The sequence below is a fragment of the Sulfurovum sp. NBC37-1 genome (genome assembly GCF_000010345.1).
Taxonomy (GTDB): domain Bacteria; phylum Campylobacterota; class Campylobacteria; order Campylobacterales; family Sulfurovaceae; genus Sulfurovum.
The window spans coordinates 2402534-2428314 of record NC_009663.1 but is presented as its reverse complement, the minus strand read 5'-3'; the positions used below and the strand labels follow the sequence as shown (position 1 = coordinate 2428314).

Here is a 25781-nt window from a genome sequence, read left to right as displayed (position 1 = left end):
CTTAAGCCTCTTCTGTCAATTTATCAAATACTGCTTTTTCGATCACTACCGAGTGATATGCAGCTGCAAGATAAGCGTTAAGCTCATTTGCTTCAACAAGATATGCATTTTGAAGATTTCTGAATGCCAAGAATGTTTTGTCATCGATCATCTCTTTTACTACAAGCACATCTCTCTGCTCAAGACCGTTTACGAATGCCAAAGCATCTTTCGTCTTGCCGGATTCGATAGCGACATTGTCTACAACGAAAAGTCTTTCGTTTGCAGCCAATTCAGCCAATGCGTGATACAGTGCAAGTTTCTTCTGCTTCTTGTTCACTTTCTGATCATAGTTCTTGTTCGTGCTTGGTCCGAATGCCACACCACCGCCAACGAAGATCGGAGATCTAAGTGAGCCGGCACGTGCACGTCCGCCACCTTTCTGTGCCCATGGCTTTTTACCACCACCGCTGACTGCAGATCTGTTCTTGGTTTGAGCAGTGTTTGCTCTAAGACCAGATGCATACGCTTTACAGTAAAGGTAAAGGTTATGAGGGTGAACTTCCAAAAATGCTTTTGGCAGGTCTGTTGTTTTAATTACTGTTGTTTTCATTATTTAACTATCCTTACCAATCCTCTGGCACCGTTGTGACCAGGAATTGAACCTTTTAATACTAAGATGCCGTTCTCAGCATCGAATGACACAACGTCATTTTTAACTGTAACTTTAGTGTTACCGTACTGTCCAGGCATTTTCTTGCCTTTCTGTACACGTCCAGGCCATTCAGCGTTACCGATCGAACCGATTCTTCTACCGAATCTGTGTCCGTGCGAACCTGGTCCACCACCAAAGTTGTGACGCTTCATACCACCGGAGAAACCTCTACCTTTGGTGTTAAGGGAAGTTTTCACTGCTGCTGCTTCAGCCAATGCCGCTGGGTTGAGATCACCCGCTTCAGTACCTTCAGCCACTTCGATTGTCATGAATTTGTTGAACTCTTTGGAGACACCGAATTTGGTCTGCTGACCTTCGATGCTCTTGTTGAGTTTCTTGCTCGAGTTGTACGCTACAAGTGCTTTTCCGTCTTCTTTCACTTCACAAACTTTCGTATCAACGACTTTAAGAAGTGTAACTGGAACACTTGGTACGTCAACAGTTCTGCTCATACCAATTTTTTCTACAATAAATTCCATTCTCTACTCCTACTTGTCCATTGATCTGATTTCAACTTCGATTTCAGGCGCAAGATCCAACTTCATAAGTGAATCAATTGTATCTGAAGTTGCCGAAACGATATCGATCATTCTTCCATGAATTCTGATCTCAAACTGCTCACGCGCATCTTTATTGACGTGAGGTGATTTAAGAACAGTATAACGCTTCATCTTAGTTGGCATTGGAATCGGCCCTCTAATCTCAGCACCTGTACGTTTAACTGCATCAACGATAGCAGCAACTGACCTGTCTAACACTCTGTGATCGTAAGCTTTAAGCTTTAATCTAATTTTTTCCATATTTACCCTTTAAAGAACTCGTCAGCATGGCAAAGCCAAGGTGCCTAAAACACAGGGTTTGGACCCTCTAACATAAATTTAGGAACGCGAATTATATCCAAACTTTTTGAAAGGTGCAATGGTTTTAACAGCAAAAACGCTACAATATGAAAATTTATTTCCTTATAAAAAGGAAGGATAGGAGATTTTTTAATGGATCTACTGGAACATTATCATGAACATCCACCCCAAAATGACCATTTCATATTACGAAAAACAGTCATCCCCGCTGAAGGCAATGTCAATCTTTACGGGGCTAGGGGAAGCGGTAAAACAGCTCTGGCACTTGATTATCTCAAAGAGAGGGATGATGTGACACTCTATATCGACCTGGAAGATCCCAATCTTATCCTCAATACACTCGATACACTCCCCCTGCAGGCGTATATGGACGAATACCACATCAAAGAGCTGATACTCGACCACTACGAGGAGGGGATGATTGACGATTTTCCTGTTGTGGAGCGACTCATCGTTATCAGCCGTATTCCCCTGCATGATGCATGTTTTGTACCGGTCCAGCTTCTCCCTTTGGATTATGAGGAGTTCTTCGCCTTTGAGAATGCGAGTTCGGATACTGTGGCATTCAACCATTTTCTCAAGGCCGGTACCCTCCCTGCTATGGCAAAACATACCAAAAACACTACGCTCTTTATGAAACAGTTCTTCCAGCAGCAGTTCAGCCCCAACGAACAGTCCCTTATCCTCATTCTCGCACGCTACAACACACAGCCCATGACCACGCATCAGATATACAGTTTTACCAAAGAGCACTTCAGAATCTCCAAAGATTTTGTCTACAGTACCATAAAGCGCTTTCAGGAAGAGGGACTGCTCTATTTCATTGACAATGCCATCAAGCGAAGCGGAAAGAAGATGATCATGTACGACTTCGCTTTTGTTAAGTACCTCACCGCCCAGCAGTCTTTTGGTAACCAGTTTGATAGCATGATCGCCCTTACACTTATAAAGCACGGCATCCAATTTAAAACACTGGGCGTACACGGGTATGTCACTGAAGAACATGAACTTATTATCCCTGCTCCTTTTGAGAGTGAAGAAAGTCTCTGGGTAAAATCGCAGAACAAGTTTTCCATTTATAAAAAACATGGTATCCGGAAGATCACCATTGTCACGGTAGCCAACAGCTATGCCTTTGACATTGAAAAGCTCCATTTTGAAGCGTTGCCGTTCAATGAGTGGAGTATTGCTCATACAGAAAAAGACGCGTAGGGTGGGTTTACCCACCATGAATAAATTCATTTTCTCATGGACACATTAAACTTTTTGGTGGATAAATCTACCCTGCATTAACCTCGATTAATGGTTCTTTTGCTATAATTCGCGTGCCTCTTTTCAGACCTGTGCAACGGGACTGAGGGACAACGGGTCAGGACGGGAACGTAGCAGCCCACCCCTCTTTCTCGTGTGCCGCAGCCATCTGGGGAGAGGTCTTACAGACCGTAGAGAGGTGGCCGAGTGGTCGAAGGCGCACGACTGGAACGCGGAAATAAACTTCTATATATTTCATCATAATTCTTCACAATAACCTATAAACCGTATCTCAAATAGAATTCCACTATTCACACTACTATACAGTTCAATATTTCTATGCTATCAAGAGGTTATCACAAGTAAAATTTGCAAGCTGTGCTAATGTTAGCACGAACCTCTTTATACTCCAACGGAAAAGAATACATAGCTATATCTGGATAGGGAGTGTTAGAAGTTTTGTGTCAGTTCGATCTAAATAAAGTACTTGAACAGATCAGGGCAGGTGCAAAAACAGAAAGTAAAGATGGAGTACTTGCTCCGCTTATCAAACAACTCATCCAAGCAGTTCTCGAAGCAGAGCTTGAATCCCATCTCTCAACTGAAATACGAAACCGTAAAAACGGGGAATCCTCCAAGACGATGAAAGTAGTGTTGAAGAGTTTGAGCTTGATATGCCCGGAGGTCGTAACGGCTCATTTGAACCACAATTAATCAAGAATACTCAAAAGAAATGGCCACTGCTGATGAGAAACCGGAGTCTGACAATATCACAATTATCTATCTTTTTTGGAGTGGGAAGGCTTGATGATTATTTAGAGATGTAGTTATCTATTGGATACGGTAGTCGAAATAGAGCTTATACACTTCATTTGGCTGCCAATTGAAAACCTCATAAAATTATATATTTTATAAGGTTTTACAAAGAGGATATTTTGTCTTTTATTACCAAAAATTGACAATTAATGGAATACTGTGTCCAAATAATGGCTATTTTTAGGCTGAAAGGACATTAGAAATTGTTATAAAAAGATGGAATATTGTTAAAATGTACAAATTTGATCTATTTTCTCAAATAACAAGACATATTGGATATATACTTTTAATACTTGAATATTTTAATAGAAGGACATTGTGTTCCTTAAATAAATAGTTAGGTGATTATCGTGCATCCAAAAACTGGAGAAAAACATGGCTAATACTTTTCTTGTTGGCATCCGTGGAGAATCGCATCAAAACGGTGATGGAACTGACAGACAAGAGATAATAAAAGAATTAAAAGTTGGCCAGCCGGTTAATCTTGTTGCAGATCCAATGAATAAACACGATAGAAATGCTGTTGCTGTATTAACGGTGGCTGGAAAACAGATAGGTTTTCTCCCTTCTGATGCAAGAGATTCAAGTTCAATTCTGAGGGGCGAGCCAATTAAGGCGACTATTCACAAACTTACAGGCGGAACTAATTGGTTTGCTCGCTCTATATTAGGAAAAAAGAATATTGGCGTTGTTCTAAAACTATCAAAACCAGAACCAGATTGGTCTAGATTTAATAAGTTACGGGAAATCGCTGAGCAGTTTGATAAACGAATAGAAAAAGCCGAAAAAACTGAGAAAAACGGAAATATTGAACAAGCTGTATCGGATTACAAATCAATAACTGAGGAAATTTACAAACTAACAGAACAAGACAAATACGCCTCAGCCCATCGTTACAAGCCTTCTCCCATTAACAGGCTTAGCATGTGTCTTGAGAAGCAAAAAGATTATGTCGGAGCACTAAATGTAATTGAACGGTATGAAAAATCATTCGATCCAGTACAGCCAACAAAATCAGAAAAGAAAGCAATTGAGAAAAGAAAAATAAGGTTGGTCAAGAAATTGAAAGGGACGCAGTAATGGTATTAATACATCACCTAACAAGGCACTCGTTCGGATACAAACAACGCTGGGCTTCGTTTGTGCCGCACAGCTTGGTTGTGCGACGTTTCAGCATAAAGAAGAAGAAAAATTGGCTCTAACAGAACAGCAGTTACTTGCACAGGCTGAATACTTGCTCAGAAACCGACCGAAAATTGACGATATTGATAACGAAGAGGGCCTTGCTTGGCGAGCAGATATTAGAGCATTATTTACCATTGCAAATCGTATAGATCTTAAAAGCGAGTTTTTGACACTTGAGCCAAGATTGAAAAGCAGTACATTTCGATACGACGCACTACCTCAAATTCTTGTCATAATACAACAACTTATATCAGAACTTAGACTTAAAATGTTTGGACCAATTAGCTCTGCCATCAGCTCAGGGCAAATGTTCGATTATTTTGACTCTGTTCGCAAGATCATTGAAACTGCAACAAAAGATATTCTCTTTATTGATCCTTACTTAGATGCAGAATTTGTTTCTCGGTATCTACCTCATGTTCACTCAGATGTATCTGTACGCCTTTTGGGAGGTAAATTCAAGACTCTAGTTCCAGCAGTTGATATGTATTGTAAACAACATGGAGTCTCTGTTGAAATACGAGATAGTGGAGAGTTACATGACAGATTCGTAATGGTTGATAAAACCAACTGCTATCAATCTGGTGCTTCGTTCAAAGATGGGGCAAAGAAAGCGGACACAATCATTACAGGAATTACTGATGCATTTGAGCCAATTTTAGATATGTACGAAACTCGATGGGAAAAAGGGGTTGTAAAGTATCCGTAACATATTGGCTTTTTTGTTTTCCATTTCTGCGAATAAAATGAGCCTAACAAATCAGTGGAGCCAATAAATTACCCTGCAGGCAATTTATTGGTCATTTTAGACGCTATAAATTAAAACCTTATAATCTAATATATTTTATAAGGTTATTCGCTGTAGCGACGTTTGCGAGTCATAATTTTGTACACTTCAATAGAAAAACTTATAAAATGTTCTATATTGGGATATTTTATAAGGAAAACCATCAAAGGAAATGTGGTTTAAAAAACGTATAAAAGCAGATGTTTCAATTTGTCTAATTTTTCCTCTTGTAATATCAAAAATCAAACCAATTCCTCCAAGCATAAATCAGTTGAACTGAAATATTATTATAATCCAGCAAGCAGCAAACTATAAGAGTACAAATTTTTCTGTATTTTAAATGCAGGGTTTTCTTTTATGAAATAAGTATCTAAATTTTTTACTAGTCCATAAATTTGCCACATTGGACCATCTTCAAAGTCTGTTAAATCCTGAGAAAGACACAGGCAAGCCCCTTTTGCTTGATCGAATTTGTCTTTATGCCTTTGTAAGTTTTTCAATAGTGTATGAAGAGATATATTTTGCTTTGTTTCACCAAATATTTCCCCATCAATACCCAATATACTTACAAAATCTTCAATTTGTATAACGCGTAAGTATTCATCAAAATCCATTTTGTTCCTTTGTGTAGCATTAATATTGTATATCCGTTCTGTATCTATTTTGCAGCCATGACTCTTAATAGGTTCTATAAGCTTCTTCGGGTACTTATAGGCTGTTGAAACATTACATTGTCATATAATCTCTCAAGATTCTTCCGATTTTAGGGTTCCTTAACTTCTTCAATGCGGAGGACTCTATTTGCCTTACTCTTTCTCTTGTCACTCCGAGAACCAAACCGATCTCTTCAAGAGTTAAATCGGTGGATCCGCAATATTTTAAGGCATGATTGATGCATTTGATATCATGCTGACATTCCAAAAGCCTGCTCATTATTCTGTCTGATGCAAACCTGTACTTTAGTGCAATTTCTTGTTCAATTTTTGACATGGGTATATCCTCCATTTATTTGGATTTGTTAGAAATTATTTGGTGATGCAAATTATATTTAATTGTCGGGAGTGTTAATCAGGTCGATGGTTTCCTGAATTTCCCTCATTGCTTCTCTATTGTTTGGATGCCGAAGTTTTCTAAGTGCTCTCTGTTCGAGTTGCTTCACCATGGTTTTGCCAAGACCAACTATTTCGGCTATTTCCTGATAAGTCAAAGGTTCATCAACGTCTAACCCATAACGTAAACGGATAACTGCAGATTCTTTTTGAGTTAACTTCATGTGGCTCCTTCTCTTTATCTATATATATTTTTCCTGATCTAAACTTAAATTAGTCATAAATGAATAATTTGTTCCAAATATTAAGAAGAGGGGATCATGAATGATTTTATAAGCTCATAATCTTTTTCACTGTATCCATAGATTACTACATTACAGTCAAAAGATACATCCCTTGAAAGGAAAGATTTATAAAGATTGCTTACCTTACAAACATCTAAACCGCCGGTACCACAGCCAAGCAAGGGAAGTACTAATTTCATTGGTTCGGTATGCTCTTTTGCATACCATTCCAGATAGGGCTCAATATTTTCAAGGGCTATTTCAATATCGTTAAGTGCAGGGTACTTGTTACACTCCTTGGTGCCTTTATTGTAATCCATAATGGCTACATGAAGAGCATATCTGAAATTTTTGGCATTGGCTGATGAGGTCGCAACTATATCACCTTTGCGTAGTTCCTCTCCGATAGCATCAAGTTTAAAACCCATCTCTTCTTGCAATTCGTGTCCACAATGCCTTTTAAATGACATTGATACACCGGAACCAAGGATCAAGCGTGTATTGGAAGCATTGACAATAAAAGTGGCATTCTCTTCTTCCAGAAGATTACCCTGTTTAACAGTGATCTTGTAACCCATTTTTAACCTTTCGTATTTTTTTAATGGTTCACCTATTGGTTGATAGCAAATTCTAATAGTTCATCCAATAGCTTTCTTAATATGCTATGGTTTATGTACTTGGAAAATTTTTCAAGCTTTGGAAAAGTTCTGAGTTGATGTATTTATGGATGTAATGAAGTTTGTGTTTTTATGGCTGAGAGGAAGGGATTCGAACCCTCGGTGGGTTGCCCCACACAGACGTTCCAGGTCTGCACCTTCGACCACTCGGACACCTCTCAACATTTTGAAGAATGGCATTATACATAGATTAGGCTAAATATCTAATAAAGCCAGACAAAAGTATACCGAGTCTCCATCATCCACATTTCATCTGTTATTGGAACCACTCTCTAAACCAAGCATCAATCAGTAATTTATCTTTATTTGGCACCTCCTTATTGTATTTTCCGGAAGACTGTTCTGTGACCTCCCTATAAATTTCTACAGCATAAACAATTTCATTACCTCTGAATATTCCGTAGATTGCAGTTGTGCCCGATAAAATATCATAAGCATATCCTGTCATGCAATTATGAAGAGTTCGAGCCCAACTTGAGAGTTCCGCACCAGTGTAAGGCAGTTTAAATTCCAAATCGTTTATTTTGGAACAGGCTGAACGGTATTTGGGTTTGTATGAAAATGTAATAGCTTGAATCTTTTTATTCTCTTTATACTCACTGCATCGTATTATTTCACTATGTAGATTTCTGATTGTAGGCTTTACTTTTCTAAATACCTTTTTGATGACATTTTTAAAATGTTTTGCAAGCAGCAGCGTGTCCATCCATTTATCCAGATCTCTTTCAGCTTTTAACAACAGTTTTGCAATCTGTTTTTCCGTATAGTAGTTTTTTAGAAACAATATAAACCAAATAAGATCATGCAGATACAATTGATGTTCATCTTTCATAGATGATTTGGTTTTTTTATATGAAATATCCGAACCAAAGCGTAAATCACCATGTCCATATCTGGTATCAAAAATAACGAAATCTTCTGCCAGCAAATTTGATGCAATATTCGGATCATCAATGCATCTACAAATAACAAATGCGGTTTTAGGATCGAAAGTGTAGTCATCCGGAGTAAATGGGCAGAGCTTGTCGGAACTTTTGATATTGTCTTGCAGTTTTTGATGCTTTTGGAAAAGAGCACGCTTTACGGTACGCTCTTTTCTTCCGTTTAGGACATACTGGAGCATCTCTTCTGTATTGACAGGTTTTTCAGGCTTGTAGAGTTTTGGTAAACTTTGATCTATATCCCAATAATAAAACGCAAAGTTCAATAATTTTGGATTGGATAAGAAGAATAAGATCGCCTCTACTTTTTCTTTCTTGCTCTTAAATAGTATCTTTGGAAATCCTTGATACTGACTTATAATATATTCATGCAACATTGTCACTAAAGTATTTTCAATATTTGTATTTTCTAAATAAATTTTTGTATGTTGTTCAGTTTTCCCGTTTAGATATATAGTGTAATATACGACCGGATATTTTGCAAACACCATCTTTTTACGCATAAAATCTGTATCTTCCGGTATATCAATAAATGCCGCAGCCCTGAAACCATTTTCAATTTTTTTGCATTCATAAGTTACTTCCAGCTCTTTTCCATACAGGGAGAAGTCGCTTTTATCGACATAGTATCTGTTGGCAAACTCTTTATTGTCACAGGCTTCACATGCATATACTGGGATATCACTCTGGGCGGTAATAATAACCTCACTCCAACCGCACTGACAATGATAGAAATGTGCTAAATATCCCCGATCTTCTTTTTGGAAAAGGTTTCTACACTCACAAAGAGGCTTGTTTAGGTACCAGCTGTTTTTTGTTAAACCATTTATCATTCTTTGCATCACAATATCTATTTCATCTCTAATGTATCCGAAGAATAATCAGTATAGATTTCTTGCATTGTTTTAATGGCTATATGATAGATATTTATATGACTGATGCCTTTTTCTTCTATTGTGATGCCATCTGCCTTAGTTTCATCAACAATAAATTTTGCCGGTATCATATACATTAAATGCGTACTGGACGTTTTCACTGATATCGGCTCAATTAGGTGGACGTAATAATCTTTTGACCAATAGTGAATCTTGCCTTTTAAAACGGTTCCATCCGGTGCCACTGTTTCTATTGGGTATTCTTTGTATGCTATTTTTGCCATTGGTATCCCTTTGTATTTTGTTTACAGGTCTTCTATATGGTTTTTTACTGTAAGGAAAGTTTCTTGTTTGGTTTTTCTGCCCTTTAAAATACCATGCTCAAATTCTAAAACTACAAGCTCCATCGTAGTTTCATATCGAGTTTTCTCATTTATGAAGATTGATTTCTGTTTGGATTCTTTCACCAATAGCCTCATGGGTTCATTAACCCATTTTGCAAAGATCTTGTCTTTCCCAAATATCTTTTGCATATTGCTTCTATGGTCTACGGAAGATATGCATTTTGTTCTTCCTACTTTTAGTTCTCTGGTCTCTCCATTCATATCCCCTATCATCTCAATTCTTTTTTGTCCTTCATAGCCAACCGAATAACTTTTTGACATGTCAACGGACAAGTCAATATCTGTCAAGTATAATTTACCGTCTTCTATTTCCCATTGAGGCTGATTATTTGTCCATGGTGCAGTCAAGGAACGTGCAAAGGGTTCTCTTCCCTTCAGAAATTTCTTTATTATGTTTTTTGTTGTCTCATCTAAGTATGTCTTTTCAAGTACTCCGAGACATTGACCATCAAGTAGAAATTTTCCAAATATAGTATTTTGTCTTAGTATGCTCATGCAGTCCTCCATTGGGGATGAATATTTTTATCTTTCTGTAGCTCCCATCTTCATAATGATACTTTATACCGATGATGTCACCATAACTATTCAATATCTTTTCCGTTGCGATAATCACTCTCATCTGGCTACGAAAGTGCCGCCTCATTCTTGTGGGCAATGTGTTTACAAATTCTGTCAACATGGTAAAGCAATGCCATTTTCAAAGGTTTACCTTCTGAATAATCTGCGGGGAGTAACTGTTCGGCACGTTTGCTTTTTATGGCAAGCTCATATCCTGCTTCATAATTTTTAAATGTCTGTTCCGGATTAACACTGCCGTCACCGTTTTTACTCTCTCTGTAAACAGCTATACTGGTGCCTCCCATTTTCTGAACCAAAGAGAAAGCGGGGACATCGGTCAGTCCATCACCCACAAAGATCATGTGTTCAAACGGTATTTCATAACCATCAACGACTTCATTCACATCTTTCTCCAATCCTTTGGCAATCTGAAAGATTTTCTGTGTTTTTATTGTGTGTCCGACAGTCTCTTTTGGAAAAGCAATATTCCCATCGCTGTTTTCAACCAACCTGCAAGCATATATTTTTTTGAAGAATGGTGTAAGCTCATGACTTTCAATAGCACCATTTATCATTTCTGTTAACCCGCCACTGATACAGTAGCATTCTAATTCAACATTCAAATCACCATATGTTTTGCTATTCACTATATCAAGCATATCATCGAATATATTTTTCTTACTCTCCCTTCGACTTAAACCATCATATAGGGATATTGACCGCCCTAAATTAAAGAGATCGTTGTTTGATAGGCTCAAGCTTTGTTCTGCTATGTATTCGGTAATGACCTTGATATATCCGTGTTCCAGATCATACTCCTCATCCGTTACTTTCTTAGTACATCGTTTCCAGAATTCACTCTCATCTATATTCCAATGTTCTATCAGTTTTTTCTGTTGATAATACGGTGACATTGTTATATCGAAGTCAAAGATTAATGCTATTTTTTTACTCATATGAATACCCTCCATTATTTTGGATTTCTAAATTTTTTAGTGGAATAAGTTTTTCAAGATATCTTGGTTATTGGCTTTTCTATCTCAAAAGAATATTCGCTCTATATATACAATGTGTTTTTAGAGTCGATTCTTTAACCCCTAAATAGGTTTTTGGGTTGAGAAGTGTATAGCGTGTTACTATTTGATACATAAAAGAGTGGTTTGGAAGGAATTTATATCTTCCATTTTTTAAAGTATTTATTTGATTTTTGGGATATAGATAAAGCTATTTGTAAACTTTTTAATATCTTTTTCATCTGGTTTTTCATAACCATTTTTATCTATTAAATATGCAGTTAAAGCACAAATAATTGCATCATAATCATCATCTGTTTTTATCAAGTCTTTATCAAAAATAACATCATTTTCTATAAGTTTTAACATTCTGTATTCATTTTTTTTATTCCAACAAGGGCTACTCTTTTGTAGGTTTTTTATAATTTCCTGCTTACTTTTATTGAAATTCTTTAACTTTTTTATAGAATAATTATCTTTTATTTTCTTCTTCCAATATGTATTTTTATATGAGATTAATGTAGTACTGCTTAGTTCTTTTTCTATCTGATCAAACTCTTCTAGATAATTTTGAATATTTATTTTTTTATTTTTATAAAGATAAGTTATGTATAAATATAAAGTTGCTGCAGGAAATACCTCAATTGTAGATACAGATTCATTTTTTTTCAATGTAGGTGTTTTATGTATTTTTAAAGTATTGGAATAATTATCAATGATATGAACCATTCTTGCAGTCATTTTTCCAATTTTATCTCCAGCTGGAGCCAATGGTTTTTGATAAGTGTGTTCAAATACAAATCTTGCAGAGTTATCAAAGATATAAGGATTTGAAATTTCATTATAAACCTTATCCCATTTATAGTTATATGATCTTTCCTTATTACCTTGCTCCAGCATAGAGGGTACAGAAAAAGGGCTATCTATAGCTATTAGTGCATTACCTTCTGCTTCTTCTAATAAAAAATCAACTAAATATTTATTTTTATTATCTGGGGTTAAATGTGCATTCCAATTAGTTGCATTTAAATATTTCTTCTTAGTATTTTTAAATATCTCTTGTATTTGTGATTGACTATAAAAAGTTTCACTACCATACTCTTTATAAATAGAAGTAATTTTTAGTTTTCCTTTGCTCTCCACACCAATAGCAATACTTGTTTTATTCTGTGTATGGTACCAAGCTCCCAAGTCAACCCCAATATATTTTCTTCCCGACATATTTCACTCACCTATAAATGATTAATATGTCATGTTAGCCGTTTTTGTATTATCAATCACTTATACATGATTGATGAATAGGTGCTTATTTACGTAGAATCTTCAAATGATAAATGAGGATGAGTTTTTTGACAAGATCACTGAAATTGTTAAAATGGAGAGGAAAAAGAGAAAGGTCAGCCAACTATCTTTAGCTTTGATATTGGGCCACCAATCACCTTCCTACGTTGCAAGAATAGAGCTCAGGCAAGATAACGCAAATTACAATCTTCATCACCTTCTTCTTATCGCCGACGAATTCCAAATGGATATTTTACAATTGATTCCATCTGTTCTTGAAAATTGATTTTTTCTACTGAGGAGATGGGTTTATTATTTAAGAGCCAGATATAATTTTTCTGACTCTTTCTGGATGACTGTATAGATTACAGTATTCAGTAGTAATCCACTTTTTCCCCAATCACAAAAGTAAAGTCATTGTAATTGTCATCCATGAAACACTAAATCTGCCTTGTGCTGAATAACCCAAGAAGCATGTCAAGTTGGAATACCGCAGAACAAGCATTATAACTCATTTATTTCTATATTTGAATCCTCATAATTGTCATCATCCTCCCATTTGTCTACGTTAGATGGTAGGTAGTAATAGGTAACTGTACTGTCATATCCAAATTTTCTTGTTTCTGACTTTATCCCCTCATCTTGTGTGGCACATTCTAGTACTTTATTAAAGTTTGTTTTATTTAATGCCTTTATCCCCCTAATAAGTTTTGAGGTTGCCAGCGGTTTGCTTTCATCATATCCATATTTTTTAAGATAATTTTTTATCTTATGTGCAATGTCTCTATAGTTATCTTCACGATACTTTTTCTCATCTTTTGCCGATCGTCTGACAAGTAGAAAATTTTTAATTTGGCACATTGCCTCTTCTGCAACTATAATACCTATATTCATATATTTTAAATCAATTTCTTTGGGAAGTGTTTTGTCACCATTATAAAAAGTATCAAAAATTTGGATAATCATCGCATATTTTATGGCTGCCGTTTTTTGTCTTACAAGAAATGCAGTAAATTCTTCACTTTCCCATATGAGTTCAAAAGGATCATAAGCCCCACCTTCATTATTACGCCATATCTCCTTAAATGTTTTGCTAGAAGCTAATTCATACCAGCTTTGATATCTCAAGACAGACTCTTCTGATAATTCCATTTCAAGTTTGTTTTCTAGTTTGTTCAAATAGTCCCATATCATTATTGAAACATTCTGAAACTTCTCAAAGTCATGCTTTTTTCTGCTTGCGAATGGTTTCATTTCAATATCTTTGTTTATGCGATAAATAGAGAATCTATTGAGGAATCCACTGACAAAATCATTGTTTTTTACATCAGAATTGAACCAGTGCGGATTTGAAATCAAAATCAAGGAAATGAAAGGATTGTCGATCCAAATTTGTTCACCACTGCCTTCTTTCCCTACTAAATCCTTTCCATAGCTTTGCTGTGCATACAGCGATGTAAATGATGCCTTATTTTGTTTGTCATTTAACATTTTATTTAAAAATTCAGAACCTTCGTCATACACAGAAAGGAGACCATGTTCATTAAATGAAAGTTTTTTGATCATGCCGGCAAATGTGGAACCTTGCCCGGAATATATTTGCTGAAGTCTCGGATTTTCTGCATTTTCTCTTTCCTCAAATGACAACTGATTATATGTTATTTTTGCTATTTTATACTCATGTTTTAGCTTTTTCTCTAATGCACCAAGAACAATATCTTTAAGCATTCCTAATGTTGTACTTTTAGCAGAAGCACCACTGCTCCCAATGACAATCCCCCATAAATTTACTCTCATTTTTTCCATAGCACCATTAAATGTTGTGGCTTTTGTACCTATGGCAGCACTCATTATTGGAAGAATGATTGATAAGATCATACTTTTAGGTACATCAATATAGGATCTAAGTTCTTCTGCTGCATCTTTTATGAAGTCACCAGTCATATCCGTTATATCATCTTTCGTGTAGCTATAATCACAGCTAAACATTTTTGCATCGATACCTTCGTCTTCAAATGTTTCGTCTTCAAATGTTTCGTTTTCAAATGTTTCTTCTTCAAACGCTTCTTCTTTTAACATGTTTATTCCTTTATAGTGTTTGTATTGTATTTTTATCAAGATATTTTAAAAGATCACTCTTTTTATATCTAACTACAGAACTTCTGCTCTGACCTAACTTTATATACGGTATCCCTACTCCAAGTGATCGCCATTTTTGCAGTAAATGTGTTGAGATACCAAGAAGCGTTGCTGCTTCTTTTGGAGATAAGTATTTAGAGGATTTCATATTGCTCCACCTTATGTAATAATTTGTGAAGGTCAATTTTCACTGAAGTCTCAAGATCAGACAGTAGCATCTCATAATCATGTTGAGCAATATATGTATTGATTGCGCCTCCAACACTTACCAGATGCTTCCCCGCTGAATGATATTTTAAGATAAGAGACAATTCCACATATTCACCAGCCTGAGTAGGAATTTTCCACCCACGCCCTCCAGTTTTGAGTAGCAAGTAGAATCGTGTAGCATCAAGAAGATAAACTCTTCCATCTTCTCTATTATTTGTTAGTCTAACCGTGTTGTTTAATAGTACCTCTATACTTAAGTTGTTGGTGAAATAAATTGATTTAATCATTTCGTATCCTTTGTTTATTTAGTGAATTCAAAGAGATAACTTTAAATTCCTGCTCGTATACTAACGGAAATATGTGATTAATATTTTAGGAGGAAAGTGTATATAATTTACCAAAAGGAGTATTATAAGTTTTGTGTCAGTTCGATAGAAATATTCTAAATGATTAACACATGTGCGGACAATTCGATTTAAATGAAGTCCTTGAACAGATCAAGGTAGGCGCAAAATAGAAGGTAAAGATGGAGTACTTCCTCCACTTATTAAATAAGTTACCTAAGTAAAGCTTGAATTCCATTACCTCAACTGAAATACTGAACCATAAAAACGGGAAATCCTCCAAGACGAAGAAAAGTAGGGGAGTGTTTGAGAATTTGAACTTGATATACCCACTATCTATTCCAAGCACGATTAACTTTTGCTGGTAAAAATCAAGATTGTGTGTGATATGGTTTCAAGATATATCTAAAAACTTTTAATGATTTTAGTTTAGTTTGAGTATCTCTCGAGGTAGTTCTTCCAACTGATTATGGGATAGATTCAAGTTTTCAAGAGAGGACAACTCAAATATATGTCGGTATTGAATTTTTTGAATGATAAATCTAAACTTTTTACATTTTGATTTTTTTGTTTCCTCATCTTGTAACATTTTAAATTCCTAATATTATGTTATTAGAAGTTTAATCTATTTCATAGACAGTTTTGTATCTGTTTATTTATATTTCTTTAGAATTAAATACACCATTATAATCCTCAAAATCTTTAACCCATAATTCTCCAGATATTTCAGGTATTAAGCTCCTATAATTGTCATAATTGAATATCCTTATATTTTCGAATTCTTTTAATTTGGCCCTATTTCTTGTTATGGATAAAATATTAGAAGAGTTTCGAGCTGGTTCATGTGCATAAATAAGCATTCTTTCTGCTATATCTATCATCTTATCCCATTCCTTTTCTGAACTTGGTTGTTTCTTTGCAAATAGTCGCCCAACATAAAATTTAATATTTTTAGAATCTGCATTAAACTCCCAACCTTCCTGAGATAATCGTTTTGAAAATGTTTGTTGTGCAGATTGTCCAATATAGAGTAAAACATCGTTTCCATATATTGGATGATATCCATAAACTTGATATATTCCAAAATCTGTATACTCATTACATAAAGAAGGATTAACTTTACCTTTGTAATTCTCGTTTGTCTCATCATAGCCAATATCTGTCAAACTATAAGGTCCATCCCATTCAATTCTAATATTTTCAATTTTTTTATTCATCTTTTTCCTTTAAATATTTTTTGAGGTCTGCATTTATCAACTCTTGAATCCACAAAGGCTCTAATATCCTCAAATGAGGCAACCAATATTTAACAATAGGTATAATCTCCATCTCGTCAGTAATAGTCACAACAAACTCCATAGTACCGTCTTCCCTTAAGGTCTCTATGCTTTGTGTGGGTAATGCTCTGCGTTTAAAATATTTTGCAGCAACTTTATCTGCATAAATTTTCACTTCAAAAGGTTCAATATCTGATTTGAACCATATGTTTATTGAGTTCTTCAATAACTCTTCTATATCTTCATCTACTGTAAACGTTTTAGCCGTTGGCTGTATGTTTGAGAGAGTTTTAATGTAGTACTTTTGAACAGTCCCATCTTTAAAGGCAACCAAATACCAAAAGCCTTCATAATTAACTATTTTAAGAGGTTGTATATTAGCTCTAAAAGTTCCCTCTCTTTCATTTTCATAACTACATTCTAATTCGGTTTTATCTTTGATGGCTTTTTCTATGAGTTGTATATCATCAAACCTATCACTAATATCTTCTATATTCAATTTTGTATAGATGGGGTTAAAATCTTCATTTTTTATTTTAGAGAGTAACTTATGTGAGGTTGTAGCAAATTTACCACCTATACTTTCAGTCATTTTTTCTATTATGTCCAAAACAAGCTGTTCTTCAATGGATTTGATTTTTTCTATTCGAAACCCATCCTGCATCTTCCATTTCTTTTTATCCTGATAGATAGGAAAAGAAATGAGTCTTTCATTGAAATCTCTTTGGATGGTGCGCCCACTCACATTGAACTCTTCGGCAAGCTCCGTAACAGAAAGTGCTTCTCTGTCGTAGAGGCGGGAAAGTATAACCGTCAGACGGGTCAGTATTTTGTCGTAATCTTTTTTATATGGCATTTGTTTTTCCCTGCATATTTAAATTTATCATCAGGACGGTTCACTTGATAAATTGTTTTGACGGACTCCAACCAATGCAAGCATCGGAGTAGCGCTTTCAGATTATAATAAAATATACCTATTTTCTTTCACTTTTTTTGAGGTGAGTTGTTTTTTCTCTTCATTTTTAAACTCTTTGACTAGTTGCTTAATAAGTGCAATATCAACTTTTTGTCCAAGCAGATCAGACAATGCATATGCTTTATGTAAAATTCCCTCTATTTTCGGTATCTCCTTATGGTACTTACTAATACGATGAACCATTTTATCATTTAGTTTCAAACCAAGTTCATGACATTTTTTGTGAATAAGTTTGTCTATTGTTTCTCTGTGCATTCCTTTTAGTTCACAAGATAGACCTCTTAGTAAATGGTTCTTTAACCTATCAGAAATAGAAAACGTTCTGACAGGATGCCTACTCATGGCAATCACTATATTTTTATGGTTTTCGTTATAAAATTCAATAAATTTTGACAATTGCTTTTGCGTTTCAAACATATTGGATATATCGTCAAAGTTATCGAGGAGCAAAACATCATTCCTTTGATATTTATTTCTAAACCGATTCATTGTTTGGGACATTAAATACATCGCATATTTATTAGCGAAATCTTCAACGGTAACATATATTGCTTTCCTCCCCATTTGATGCACTCATTGTAAATGGCTTTTAGCAGATGTGTTTTCCCATTGGGCGAAGAGGAGTAAAAAACAACGGGGCTTGGTAGGATATCCCTGGAAGAACACACCTTCTTCGCTACTTCAAATGCAAGATGATTACTGTCAGCAACCACAAAATTCTCAAAACTTTTTTCTTTAATCACAATAATTCCTCCTAGGAGTCTGTCGGACTCACTTTTCAAATAGGCAAAATAAGACACTTTTGGGATACAGAAAATTTTGCATAAGAGAAAGTACGCTTATTTTGTCCGTAGGGGCTTGGATTTTCCTTAAAAACAGTCTATTTTTGCAAAAATGGCTTCAGTCCGACAGACTCCTAGTTATGTAAGTCATCAAAATCTATGTTTTAAGCATCCGGATCAATAAACATCCGTTTCAAATAGTCAAACACCCTCAACTCTTTACTCATCTTTTTTGCTAACTTGAAGGAGTGCCGGGTACCCTTACTCTCACCATCCCAAAAGGCTATGCCTACATCTGCTTCTTTCCAGATCTGTGCATTTCTCATATATCCTGCTCGTTTGCCATAGCGTTTCCATTCAGGCTTGAAAACGATCACCTCTATGCCATGCTCTTTCGCATACCGTTCTGCCAAACTATCCGCACCGCTGGCACCACCACTTACAAAAGCCACTGACTCAAAATCTGCAAGGAACTTGTCCATAACGGTTTTAAACAGTACATAATCCTCAAATCCCCGGCTTCCTACAACTGCCACTTTTGTTATATTTTCCATTTTTATACTCCAATATCTTCGTTGGAGTATTGTGACAAATGGGTTTGACGGCTTTATGTCTGGATTATGTTTTTATAATACTTATTAAGTTCTTCTGCTGCTGTTTTAATCTTTTCATAAACATCATTAAGATTTTTGTAACAACCAACCCTAAAATACCCGATTTTGCCTTCCCACTCCATCCTACCCAGCATAGCAAGTTTTGATTCCGCTACTTCCGGTCTGTCATATACATAAATTATTATCGAAAAAGAGCCATTGGATTTTAATACAAGTGCAATATTTGTATTTGGCCCCCATTCATTTTTGTTGTTTTTTATTCTTATTGCCTTATCATTATTTTCCCATTCCTCTATTTTATAAGCATTAAAGTCATTCTCGCCTAGTGCATAAACAGCTTTTTCTTTAACAGAATCAATATATTCTTTCATCATCTTATCAAATTCAACAAGTGTTTCATAATGTTCTTTTGCAAACTTTATTTTTTCCATTTTTATACCTCCAGTATATGTATTTGTGAGCATTTTTATAACATCAATGTATTGCTGTATTGCCAAATTTAGATTTGTAATATTTTCAATCTCTTCTTTGCATACTTTCAGCCAATTCAGTATTTCTGCACCATAATGAATGGATTTATAGTTAAATTTTCTATCTTTGAGATTATTCTCAGAACCTATATACTGAAGTTGTTTTTCTGTATTAATCTCAAAATATCCAGAAGTTTGATTTTTTTTCTCTTTCCCAAGACTCAATTCGGTAGGCTTGTCTCTATCTATCGATAGATAAATAACAACCAGATCCTTCTTGCCCATCTTAGGATTTTTCTTCACTATTTTTTCGATGTATCTCTTAATTTGAGCCGGCTGATCACCTGTATACACTTTGTTTTCTATGATTATATGTTTCTTTCCGTCTGTCAGATACAGATCAATATTTTCACATTCTCTACATAGTGTAACTTTTTGTGTATCATCGAAAAAATCAGGTAAATCAATTAGATTTAGAAATTTATCTAAAAAAAGTGTGTTTTGGTAATGTAACCCTTCAGGATTTAAAAGTGAGCCGATCATTCTGGAATGAAGTCTAACTTCATCATGTTCTTTCAGTACCGTTGTCAACAGATTGTAATCATTAACCCCTCTAAGTTTTTTTTGATTTAATTTATTTTTAAATCTTTCATATGTTGTTTGAATAAATTCTTTATATTCTCTATCTTCCATATTTATTATACCTCCTGTATTTATTAAGCATTCTCGTTAACTGCATCCCTCAACTTCTCCCATATCCTCACCATCGCCAAAGTATCCAAACGGCAATAGGCAAGCAGGTCTTTTCGTATCTCCTCTCGTTTGTTTTTATCTTTCAAAAGATGCAGCTTGGCAAAGGTATTCATTGCATCACTGCCATTTTGTACTGAGCCAAGTTTTTTATAGTCAAGTTCATCATTGTCAGGGAACAGTGTCGGCAAAACCACTTTGATGGAGTACCTGCCATTGAACCCTGGATGATAATAGTACTTATGTTGAAACGGGTATGCCAAGTCGACAAATCTGTCGATGAGCGCAAGCAGTGCGTCACTCAAATTGGGATTTGCCTGTGCAAGATTTTTAATCTGTGTGATCTCGAAAGATTGGCTGAACGCTACTATCGACCCAGTCGAAGCAATGTCTTGAAGTATTTGCTGTGACAAAAGCTCTCTGGGGTCACTGTTTTCATCCCCAAGAAACTCTTTGTGCTCCAATATGCCGTCTTCATGGAGAATATGCAGAGAGTATTGAAAAGGGATCTTCTCATAAGGTCTTTGGTTATCAAATCTGGGTACAGCCTCCTGAAACGTCTCGAAGTCAAAGAAATTAATGGGATATACTATAGTATCCAGAAACTCTGAGATCTTCTCTTTGTCAATCTTTACTTCACCCGATTTGTGATGTTTTACCTGGAGTGCTGTATTGACACCAAGGTAAAAGTCATCCGGAATCTCTTCAATGCTCAGTACTCCCTGCCTATAAAGATCCCACTGTTTCCCTCTGGCGTATGAGAGGTCAAATACGGAGTTCTTTTGAGGAATGTGCCTCCAACAGAATGGAACAAAATCACACTCAAACGGATTGAAACAGTGGGGTCCTATATCTATATGAGGTTCATTGCCTTTCAGTATCTCTTCCATCTCATGAAGCTTTTGGGGAATCTCTTCCTGCCGTTCAAGAACGATATCGGTCATATCCTCCCTCTTTAGCAGCTCTCTGATACTTAAATCCCCTGTTCGGACATATTTGTTGTTGATATGCACGATATAGGCACGACCAAGATCGAGCACTTTCGTGATGGTATACCACTGGATGGAGATGTCATCCAGGTAATATTCTTTGACATATGTGGAAGCCTTAACTTCATAGATATCCCAAATATTGCCGTTTCTAACCAAGATATCTGCCATAGCAAAAATGCCATCCTCCATGAAAGTCGCCTCATAGATCACCTCTGCACCACTTTCGATAAGCTCCTTGGTTTTTGCTATCATGCCGTTAAAGTTATCGCTATTGAAAGTTATCTCGATACCATTTGGGAAAAGCTCTTTTGCAAGATCACCGACTTCGCAGCCTGTTTCAAAAAGAGATTCGGTTTGCACATCTGGCTTTTGTCTGAGTTCGGGTTGATGTTTATAAAGCCAGAGTGACTTGTAGCATTGCAAGCCACGGATGTATTGGGATTTGGATAGGGTCATATTCTGCTCCTTCTGTTCAATTATAACCTCAGATTCTTAATGGTCAAACTTCATATAAAAACTTTTTATCGACATATATATAAAGCCATTTTCACAAACCCTGAGCCACATATTTCAATTATCGTAATGAAATCCCGACAACAAGACCTCATACTCCACCATATTGCCAGAGATGCCATTATCTGTTTCAGTGTTAAGCATTATGCTTGCACCTGGGTGAATCAATGCCTCTATCTGCAACCACATATTTTCTATATCCGATTGCTGCATACGTTCATTCATATACAACAGGACTGATACTCCCTGCGCCGACAAAAGAGCCTTCCCTAGTTTTACCTTGACCTCTTCTGCAACTTTATCAATAGAAGTGCTTCCATAATATCCGTTGATGTATCCTTTTTTACGCATAATTGTATAGTAGTCAGCCATACTCAGCGGATCGTTTCTGTCTGCGATCATTTTACCTCCCAATATTTTTATTTTGAACAGCCTCCAGGCTTTGACACCGCAACATTCTCTGTTATAGTTGTGTACCTGCTTATCCATCCCAGCTATGCTCTCTTTAATAAAACTGGAACATCAAGAATTTCATCCTGTTCACACTTACGGGGATCTGATTTGGCAATCACTTCCATGTCAGCATCAAAACCCACTGCGATTAATGCAGCTTTATACTCATATGGGTCCATGCATTTATTTTCTGAGACAGAAAACTTCACCAGCACGCCTTCCCCGCTATGTTCTTTCAATATTTCCATTGCTTTAACAATCTCATCGTAAGAGTAGTTTGAATGTACATCAAAATGAACCAAAATACCTTTGGCTTCATCAAGGGATACATCATGAAGCAGTGGAGACCCAATAGCCTTTTCCAATGCAGATGTGGCACTCATGCTGTTTATATACCCCGATGTACCTACCCATGCAATGCCTTTGTGCCCCAATACGGCTTTTATATTTTCTAAATCAAGACAGACATCTTTTTCTCCACAAGAAACCATACTTTTCGTAATGCTGCCTGCAATCCAACAAACAAGCTTGTCTATTATATAAAAAGCTTCACGGATACCCAGATTGTCTAGTACCATTGATAAAATTTCTTCATTTGGAACTACGATAACCAAGCCACACTCAGCCAACAGGTCTTCAATTCCCTGGTTGGCGATATTTCTTCTCTTTCTGCCTTCAAATTTAAATGGGGTCGTCACAATAGGGATTGCCAAAGCACCTACTTTTTTAGCAGCTCTGGCAACAATGGGTGCAGCACCGGTTCCTGTGGCTCCTCCAAATGCGGCAATTATCAAAATCAGGTCTGCTCCGTGAAGCTTTGTTTTTATCTCCTCATAATTCGCCAAAGCAGCCGATTCCCCTGCGGCAGGATCCATCTCTATATCTGTACCCCCACCCAATAGTATTTTATTTTCTATAGGCGAAGCATCAAGAGCTGACTTGTCTGTGTGAATAACCATAAAATCAACATTTTCAAGTCCCGTATCTGCCATATAGGCAACACTGCTCCCTCCACCGCCACCAATACCAACAACTTTGATGTTAATTTTATCCATGGAATGTCCTTTTGTTTGGGAGTTAATATTCTATACTACAATAGAAGTATGACAACTTTATGTCTGGTTTGTGTAAAAGATTGCGTTTAGCTCTTGATAAGATGATGATTGGGTATTTCGGAATCTTTATGGAATTATGTGAGTATGGATTTTATAAGGCAATTTAGGATATTACCAAAGCCCAAATAGGAGCTTGGTAATTTAGTGAGTTAAATTTAATAAAGATTCTATTATTTCTGTTTGTTTTTTTATCTCGTTTTTTAGTACAGAGTAGGTGATTACATCTCTACTTCTATATACTAGATTCTTGCAAGGTTGCATGTCAGTCGTTTTTGATTTTTCTGAGTATGCAAATAAGAATGCATGGAAAATAAAAATATACCAAGCATCTTTGCTATCTAATACTTCTTCTCCATCCTGAGTATACTGGTATAGAATAAGTGCTTTTTGTAACATATTAATAGATACAAATTTTTCTTCTTTGTGATTTATGGCACTAAGAAGCCTACTCTTCTCTGATGATGATGTAATCCTATGAAATCTTTTTTCTTTCCCATACGCTTCTTTTAGCATATGATCAATATACTTTTTATCATCAAGGATACTAAATTCTAGCACCACTTTGGTTGACTTAATGACCTGAAGAGGAGGCAATCCATAATTTTGCTTATAAATTGGATATATCTCTTTTTGTTTTAGTCCATGCTCCAAGATGGAGTATCCAAAATCACTGGATTTCAATAATTCCTTTTTGTTATTTTTAAGTATGGAGAGAATTGCCTCTGTCATTCTTGAAGAATTATATATTGGTTCATTTCCATACAGTAAATCATCCTCGGAAGATTGTTCATTAATTTTAAATCCATTTGATTTTGCTTGCTGATATTCCTTGGCATCAATACCATATTTATTGTTGAGATATTGGGCAAAGTCTACATATGATTTATAGCCATGATTATAAAGATATTCTGATACTGGTTTAGAATTTTCTATACTTTCTAGTGTACTAATTGTATCAAGAAATATGGCTATAGCTGTATCGAGAATCTGTAAATCCTTTTTACTCTTTTTGTTTGCACGTAGGAACCCCCAGAGTATACGATTCAGTTCTCTTGCATATGGTTTTTCCCTGTCTAAATCTCCTGCTTCTCTTGCTTCTTTATAATAATTACGGACACCATCATATTTCCCCTCTTTTAATTTTTTCATTATTATTTGGCAATTATCTCTATAGATATAGTAGCCTTTTTTATCTACTTGTATCATATCTTTCGCATCGTTAATTATAGTATGTTTTCCCATCGTGTTGATTCTCCTTCGATAATAATATATAAAGAAGATATCATTCTTTTTGATCAAACACAAACATGTATATATGGGCTACTTATTCTATAAACTTCTCTTCCAAACTATTTACTGCCTCTACGCCGGCATCAGGACTTAGCTTCGCATATCGAAGTGTCATATTGATGTCTTTATGCCCCATAAGCTTTTGGATTGTAAAGATAGGTGTTCCATTAATGGCAAGCCAACTTGCAAATGTATGCCTAAGCGTATGGAAACATACCCTATGTTTTGTATCTCTTGAATCCAGCTCACTATTGAATAATTCTCCTACTATGATAGAGTATATGTTTGGTATAGCTTGAAGATGATCATGTTTGCTACCTGCAAACAGGTACTTGTTTGGACTTTCAAACTCTATTTCATTTAGAATATCATAGACTTTTGAGGTAATTTTTATTTTGCGACTAGATCCATTTTTGGTTTCAACCAAGTTAATATATCTGTTTTCAAGGTCGATATCCTTATACTGAATTTTCAATATTTCTCCAGCTCTTGCCCCAGTAGTTAAAGCAAGCAAAGCCATGAAGTAAACATCAAATCTTCTTAGCTTGAGTTCGCTAAGCAGAAGATTGGCTTCATCCTTGGAAAGGTACCTTTCTCTTGCATTATTAATGCTTTTCTTGTTCAAACGCATCAAGGAGCTGCTATCAACTCTTGATACACTTGCCGGATTGTTTCTGCATTTTTCTTTCCCTATTGCCACATTAAATGTAGCAGATACCTGCTGTCTGATCCGGTCAATTGTTGCAGGTGCCAAATTTTTATCTTTAAGCAGCATAATCAAATTATTGATATCATTTTTAGTAATGCTTTCTACGGGTAAATGCCCAAGACTATCCTTGATATGATCTCTATAGCGATTAGCAAATGATTGAGGTTCTTTAAAGTCTGCATACTTCACATACTCAAAGTAATCTTCTGTGATATCATCAAACGTTATAGAAGATTTCTTTCTTATGTTAGATACATCTTCTCCCAAATATTTCATATTGATAATTTTACTTCTATACTGTTTGCAATAGGCAACGGTGACCCCATCTGACTTTCTTCCCACTTTAAGAAACTTATTTTTCCCAAATTCATCCCTGAAATTTATATCATAAATAATTTCACCCTTTGCATCGATTCTTTTATAGATCCCGGTTGCAACCCGTTCTCTTTTTCTTGTATTTCTCATCATCATT

29 protein-coding genes, 1 tRNA gene, 1 other RNA gene and 1 pseudogene are annotated in these 25781 nt (G+C 35.8%); 6 read left to right on the top strand and 26 right to left on the bottom strand.

What is annotated here, in order from left to right; all coding sequences use genetic code 11:
- Position 1: 1 nt before the first annotated feature.
- From rplD to rpsJ, 3 genes are read right to left on the bottom strand one after another with little or no spacing between them, the layout of a single operon-like run.
- Complete coding sequence (rplD, locus tag SUN_RS12070; protein ID WP_012084097.1) at positions 2–592, bottom strand: 50S ribosomal protein L4; 591 nt, start codon at positions 590–592, stop codon at positions 2–4.
- Positions 592–1173, bottom strand: a complete 582-nt coding sequence (rplC, locus tag SUN_RS12065) for a 50S ribosomal protein L3 (RefSeq protein WP_012084096.1) — start codon at positions 1171–1173, stop codon at positions 592–594. Before rplC ends, rplD begins: the two co-directional genes overlap by 1 nt.
- Positions 1174–1182: 9 nt before the next feature.
- A complete protein-coding gene (gene rpsJ / locus SUN_RS12060; RefSeq protein ID WP_012084095.1) occupies positions 1183–1494 on the bottom strand; it encodes a 30S ribosomal protein S10 in 312 nt (103 codons plus the stop codon).
- A gap of 192 nt (positions 1495–1686) precedes the next feature.
- Here rpsJ and SUN_RS12055 point away from each other — a divergent pair, with 192 nt between their 5' ends.
- The 5 genes from SUN_RS12055 to SUN_RS12040 all read left to right on the top strand — a co-directional run bounded on the left by SUN_RS12055 (position 1687) and on the right by SUN_RS12040 (position 5515).
- Complete coding sequence (locus tag SUN_RS12055; RefSeq protein WP_012084094.1) at positions 1687–2766, top strand: hypothetical protein; 1080 nt, start codon at positions 1687–1689, stop codon at positions 2764–2766.
- 120 nt (positions 2767–2886) lie between these two features.
- Positions 2887–2984, top strand: an RNA gene (gene ffs, locus SUN_RS13280) — signal recognition particle sRNA small type.
- A 268-nt stretch (positions 2985–3252) separates the two neighbouring features.
- Complete coding sequence (locus tag SUN_RS12050) at positions 3253–3519, top strand: hypothetical protein (protein ID WP_148154705.1); 267 nt, start codon at positions 3253–3255, stop codon at positions 3517–3519.
- Positions 3520–3996: 477 nt separating this feature from the next.
- Positions 3997–4701 carry an HIRAN domain-containing protein gene (locus SUN_RS13210; protein WP_012084093.1) on the top strand — a complete coding sequence of 235 codons (705 nt, stop codon included), beginning with the start codon at positions 3997–3999 and terminating at the stop codon, positions 4699–4701.
- Positions 4702–4813: 112 nt separating this feature from the next.
- The gene (locus SUN_RS12040) at positions 4814–5515 is read left to right on the top strand and encodes a hypothetical protein (RefSeq protein WP_012084092.1); all 702 of its coding nucleotides are present in this window, start codon (positions 4814–4816) and stop codon (positions 5513–5515) included.
- A gap of 365 nt (positions 5516–5880) precedes the next feature.
- Here the strand turns inward: SUN_RS12040 and SUN_RS12035 are convergent, their stop codons facing one another.
- The 10 genes and pseudogenes from SUN_RS12035 to SUN_RS11990 form a co-directional block, all read right to left on the bottom strand.
- Positions 5881–6207, bottom strand: a complete 327-nt coding sequence (locus tag SUN_RS12035) for a hypothetical protein (RefSeq protein ID WP_012084090.1) — start codon at positions 6205–6207, stop codon at positions 5881–5883.
- Positions 6208–6319: 112 nt separating this feature from the next.
- A pseudogene (locus SUN_RS13825) lies at positions 6320–6457 on the bottom strand (sigma factor-like helix-turn-helix DNA-binding protein); the annotation flags it as partial.
- A 184-nt stretch (positions 6458–6641) separates the two neighbouring features.
- The gene (locus SUN_RS12025; protein ID WP_041672787.1) at positions 6642–6866 is read right to left on the bottom strand and encodes a sigma factor-like helix-turn-helix DNA-binding protein; all 225 of its coding nucleotides are present in this window, start codon (positions 6864–6866) and stop codon (positions 6642–6644) included.
- An 80-nt stretch (positions 6867–6946) separates the two neighbouring features.
- Positions 6947–7504, bottom strand: coding sequence for a macro domain-containing protein (locus tag SUN_RS12020; protein ID WP_012084089.1), 558 nt, complete (start codon positions 7502–7504; stop codon positions 6947–6949).
- A gap of 172 nt (positions 7505–7676) precedes the next feature.
- Positions 7677–7764: transfer RNA gene (locus tag SUN_RS12015), tRNA-Ser, on the bottom strand.
- Positions 7765–7859: 95 nt separating this feature from the next.
- Positions 7860–9386, bottom strand: coding sequence for a PcfJ domain-containing protein (locus tag SUN_RS12010; RefSeq protein ID WP_012084088.1), 1527 nt, complete (start codon positions 9384–9386; stop codon positions 7860–7862).
- Positions 9387–9394: 8 nt separating this feature from the next.
- On the bottom strand, positions 9395–9703 hold the full coding sequence (locus SUN_RS12005) for a hypothetical protein (RefSeq protein WP_012084087.1): 309 nt from the start codon (positions 9701–9703) through the stop codon (positions 9395–9397).
- 21 nt (positions 9704–9724) lie between these two features.
- Complete coding sequence (locus SUN_RS12000) at positions 9725–10318, bottom strand: hypothetical protein (RefSeq protein ID WP_012084086.1); 594 nt, start codon at positions 10316–10318, stop codon at positions 9725–9727.
- 128 nt (positions 10319–10446) lie between these two features.
- Positions 10447–11337 carry an HAD family hydrolase gene (locus SUN_RS11995; protein ID WP_012084085.1) on the bottom strand — a complete coding sequence of 297 codons (891 nt, stop codon included), beginning with the start codon at positions 11335–11337 and terminating at the stop codon, positions 10447–10449.
- A 240-nt stretch (positions 11338–11577) separates the two neighbouring features.
- On the bottom strand, positions 11578–12615 hold the full coding sequence (locus tag SUN_RS11990; protein WP_012084084.1) for a hypothetical protein: 1038 nt from the start codon (positions 12613–12615) through the stop codon (positions 11578–11580).
- Positions 12616–12721: 106 nt separating this feature from the next.
- On the opposite strand from SUN_RS11990, the gene SUN_RS11985 reads away from it, so the two are divergent.
- Entirely contained in the window at positions 12722–12961 is a 240-nt protein-coding gene (locus tag SUN_RS11985) for a helix-turn-helix domain-containing protein (protein WP_012084083.1), read from the top strand.
- 218 nt (positions 12962–13179) lie between these two features.
- Here the strand turns inward: SUN_RS11985 and SUN_RS11980 are convergent, their stop codons facing one another.
- The 13 genes from SUN_RS11980 to SUN_RS11920 form a co-directional block, all read right to left on the bottom strand.
- Complete coding sequence (locus SUN_RS11980; protein ID WP_012084082.1) at positions 13180–14754, bottom strand: DUF3987 domain-containing protein; 1575 nt, start codon at positions 14752–14754, stop codon at positions 13180–13182.
- Between the two features lie 10 nt (positions 14755–14764).
- Positions 14765–14962: a helix-turn-helix domain-containing protein gene (locus SUN_RS11975; protein ID WP_041672786.1), complete on the bottom strand. Its 198-nt coding sequence runs from the start codon at positions 14960–14962 to the stop codon at positions 14765–14767.
- Complete coding sequence (locus SUN_RS11970) at positions 14949–15311, bottom strand: hypothetical protein (RefSeq protein WP_012084081.1); 363 nt, start codon at positions 15309–15311, stop codon at positions 14949–14951. The genes SUN_RS11975 and SUN_RS11970 overlap by 14 nt, the downstream gene beginning before the upstream one ends.
- 713 nt (positions 15312–16024) lie before the next feature.
- Positions 16025–16585: a hypothetical protein gene (locus SUN_RS11965; protein ID WP_012084080.1), complete on the bottom strand. Its 561-nt coding sequence runs from the start codon at positions 16583–16585 to the stop codon at positions 16025–16027.
- Positions 16578–17501, bottom strand: coding sequence for a helix-turn-helix transcriptional regulator (locus SUN_RS11960; protein ID WP_012084079.1), 924 nt, complete (start codon positions 17499–17501; stop codon positions 16578–16580). The genes SUN_RS11965 and SUN_RS11960 overlap by 8 nt, the downstream gene beginning before the upstream one ends.
- A gap of 102 nt (positions 17502–17603) precedes the next feature.
- Entirely contained in the window at positions 17604–18185 is a 582-nt protein-coding gene (locus SUN_RS11955; RefSeq protein ID WP_041672785.1) for a DnaA ATPase domain-containing protein, read from the bottom strand.
- A 382-nt stretch (positions 18186–18567) separates the two neighbouring features.
- On the bottom strand, positions 18568–18957 hold the full coding sequence (locus tag SUN_RS11950; protein ID WP_012084078.1) for a DUF2493 domain-containing protein: 390 nt from the start codon (positions 18955–18957) through the stop codon (positions 18568–18570).
- Positions 18958–19010: 53 nt separating this feature from the next.
- Positions 19011–20180 carry a PD-(D/E)XK nuclease family protein gene (locus tag SUN_RS13205; RefSeq protein ID WP_012084077.1) on the bottom strand — a complete coding sequence of 390 codons (1170 nt, stop codon included), beginning with the start codon at positions 20178–20180 and terminating at the stop codon, positions 19011–19013.
- Between the two features lie 23 nt (positions 20181–20203).
- Positions 20204–21685, bottom strand: coding sequence for a DUF2779 domain-containing protein (locus SUN_RS11940; RefSeq protein WP_012084076.1), 1482 nt, complete (start codon positions 21683–21685; stop codon positions 20204–20206).
- A gap of 114 nt (positions 21686–21799) precedes the next feature.
- Positions 21800–22231: a hypothetical protein gene (locus SUN_RS11935; protein ID WP_012084075.1), complete on the bottom strand. Its 432-nt coding sequence runs from the start codon at positions 22229–22231 to the stop codon at positions 21800–21802.
- A 5-nt stretch (positions 22232–22236) separates the two neighbouring features.
- The gene (locus SUN_RS11930) at positions 22237–23250 is read right to left on the bottom strand and encodes a cell division protein FtsZ (protein ID WP_012084074.1); all 1014 of its coding nucleotides are present in this window, start codon (positions 23248–23250) and stop codon (positions 22237–22239) included.
- Positions 23251–23451: 201 nt separating this feature from the next.
- Positions 23452–24552: a hypothetical protein gene (locus SUN_RS11925; protein ID WP_012084073.1), complete on the bottom strand. Its 1101-nt coding sequence runs from the start codon at positions 24550–24552 to the stop codon at positions 23452–23454.
- A gap of 82 nt (positions 24553–24634) precedes the next feature.
- The gene (locus tag SUN_RS11920; protein WP_012084072.1) at positions 24635–25774 is read right to left on the bottom strand and encodes a tyrosine-type recombinase/integrase; all 1140 of its coding nucleotides are present in this window, start codon (positions 25772–25774) and stop codon (positions 24635–24637) included.
- Between the last annotated feature and the right edge of the window lie 7 nt (positions 25775–25781).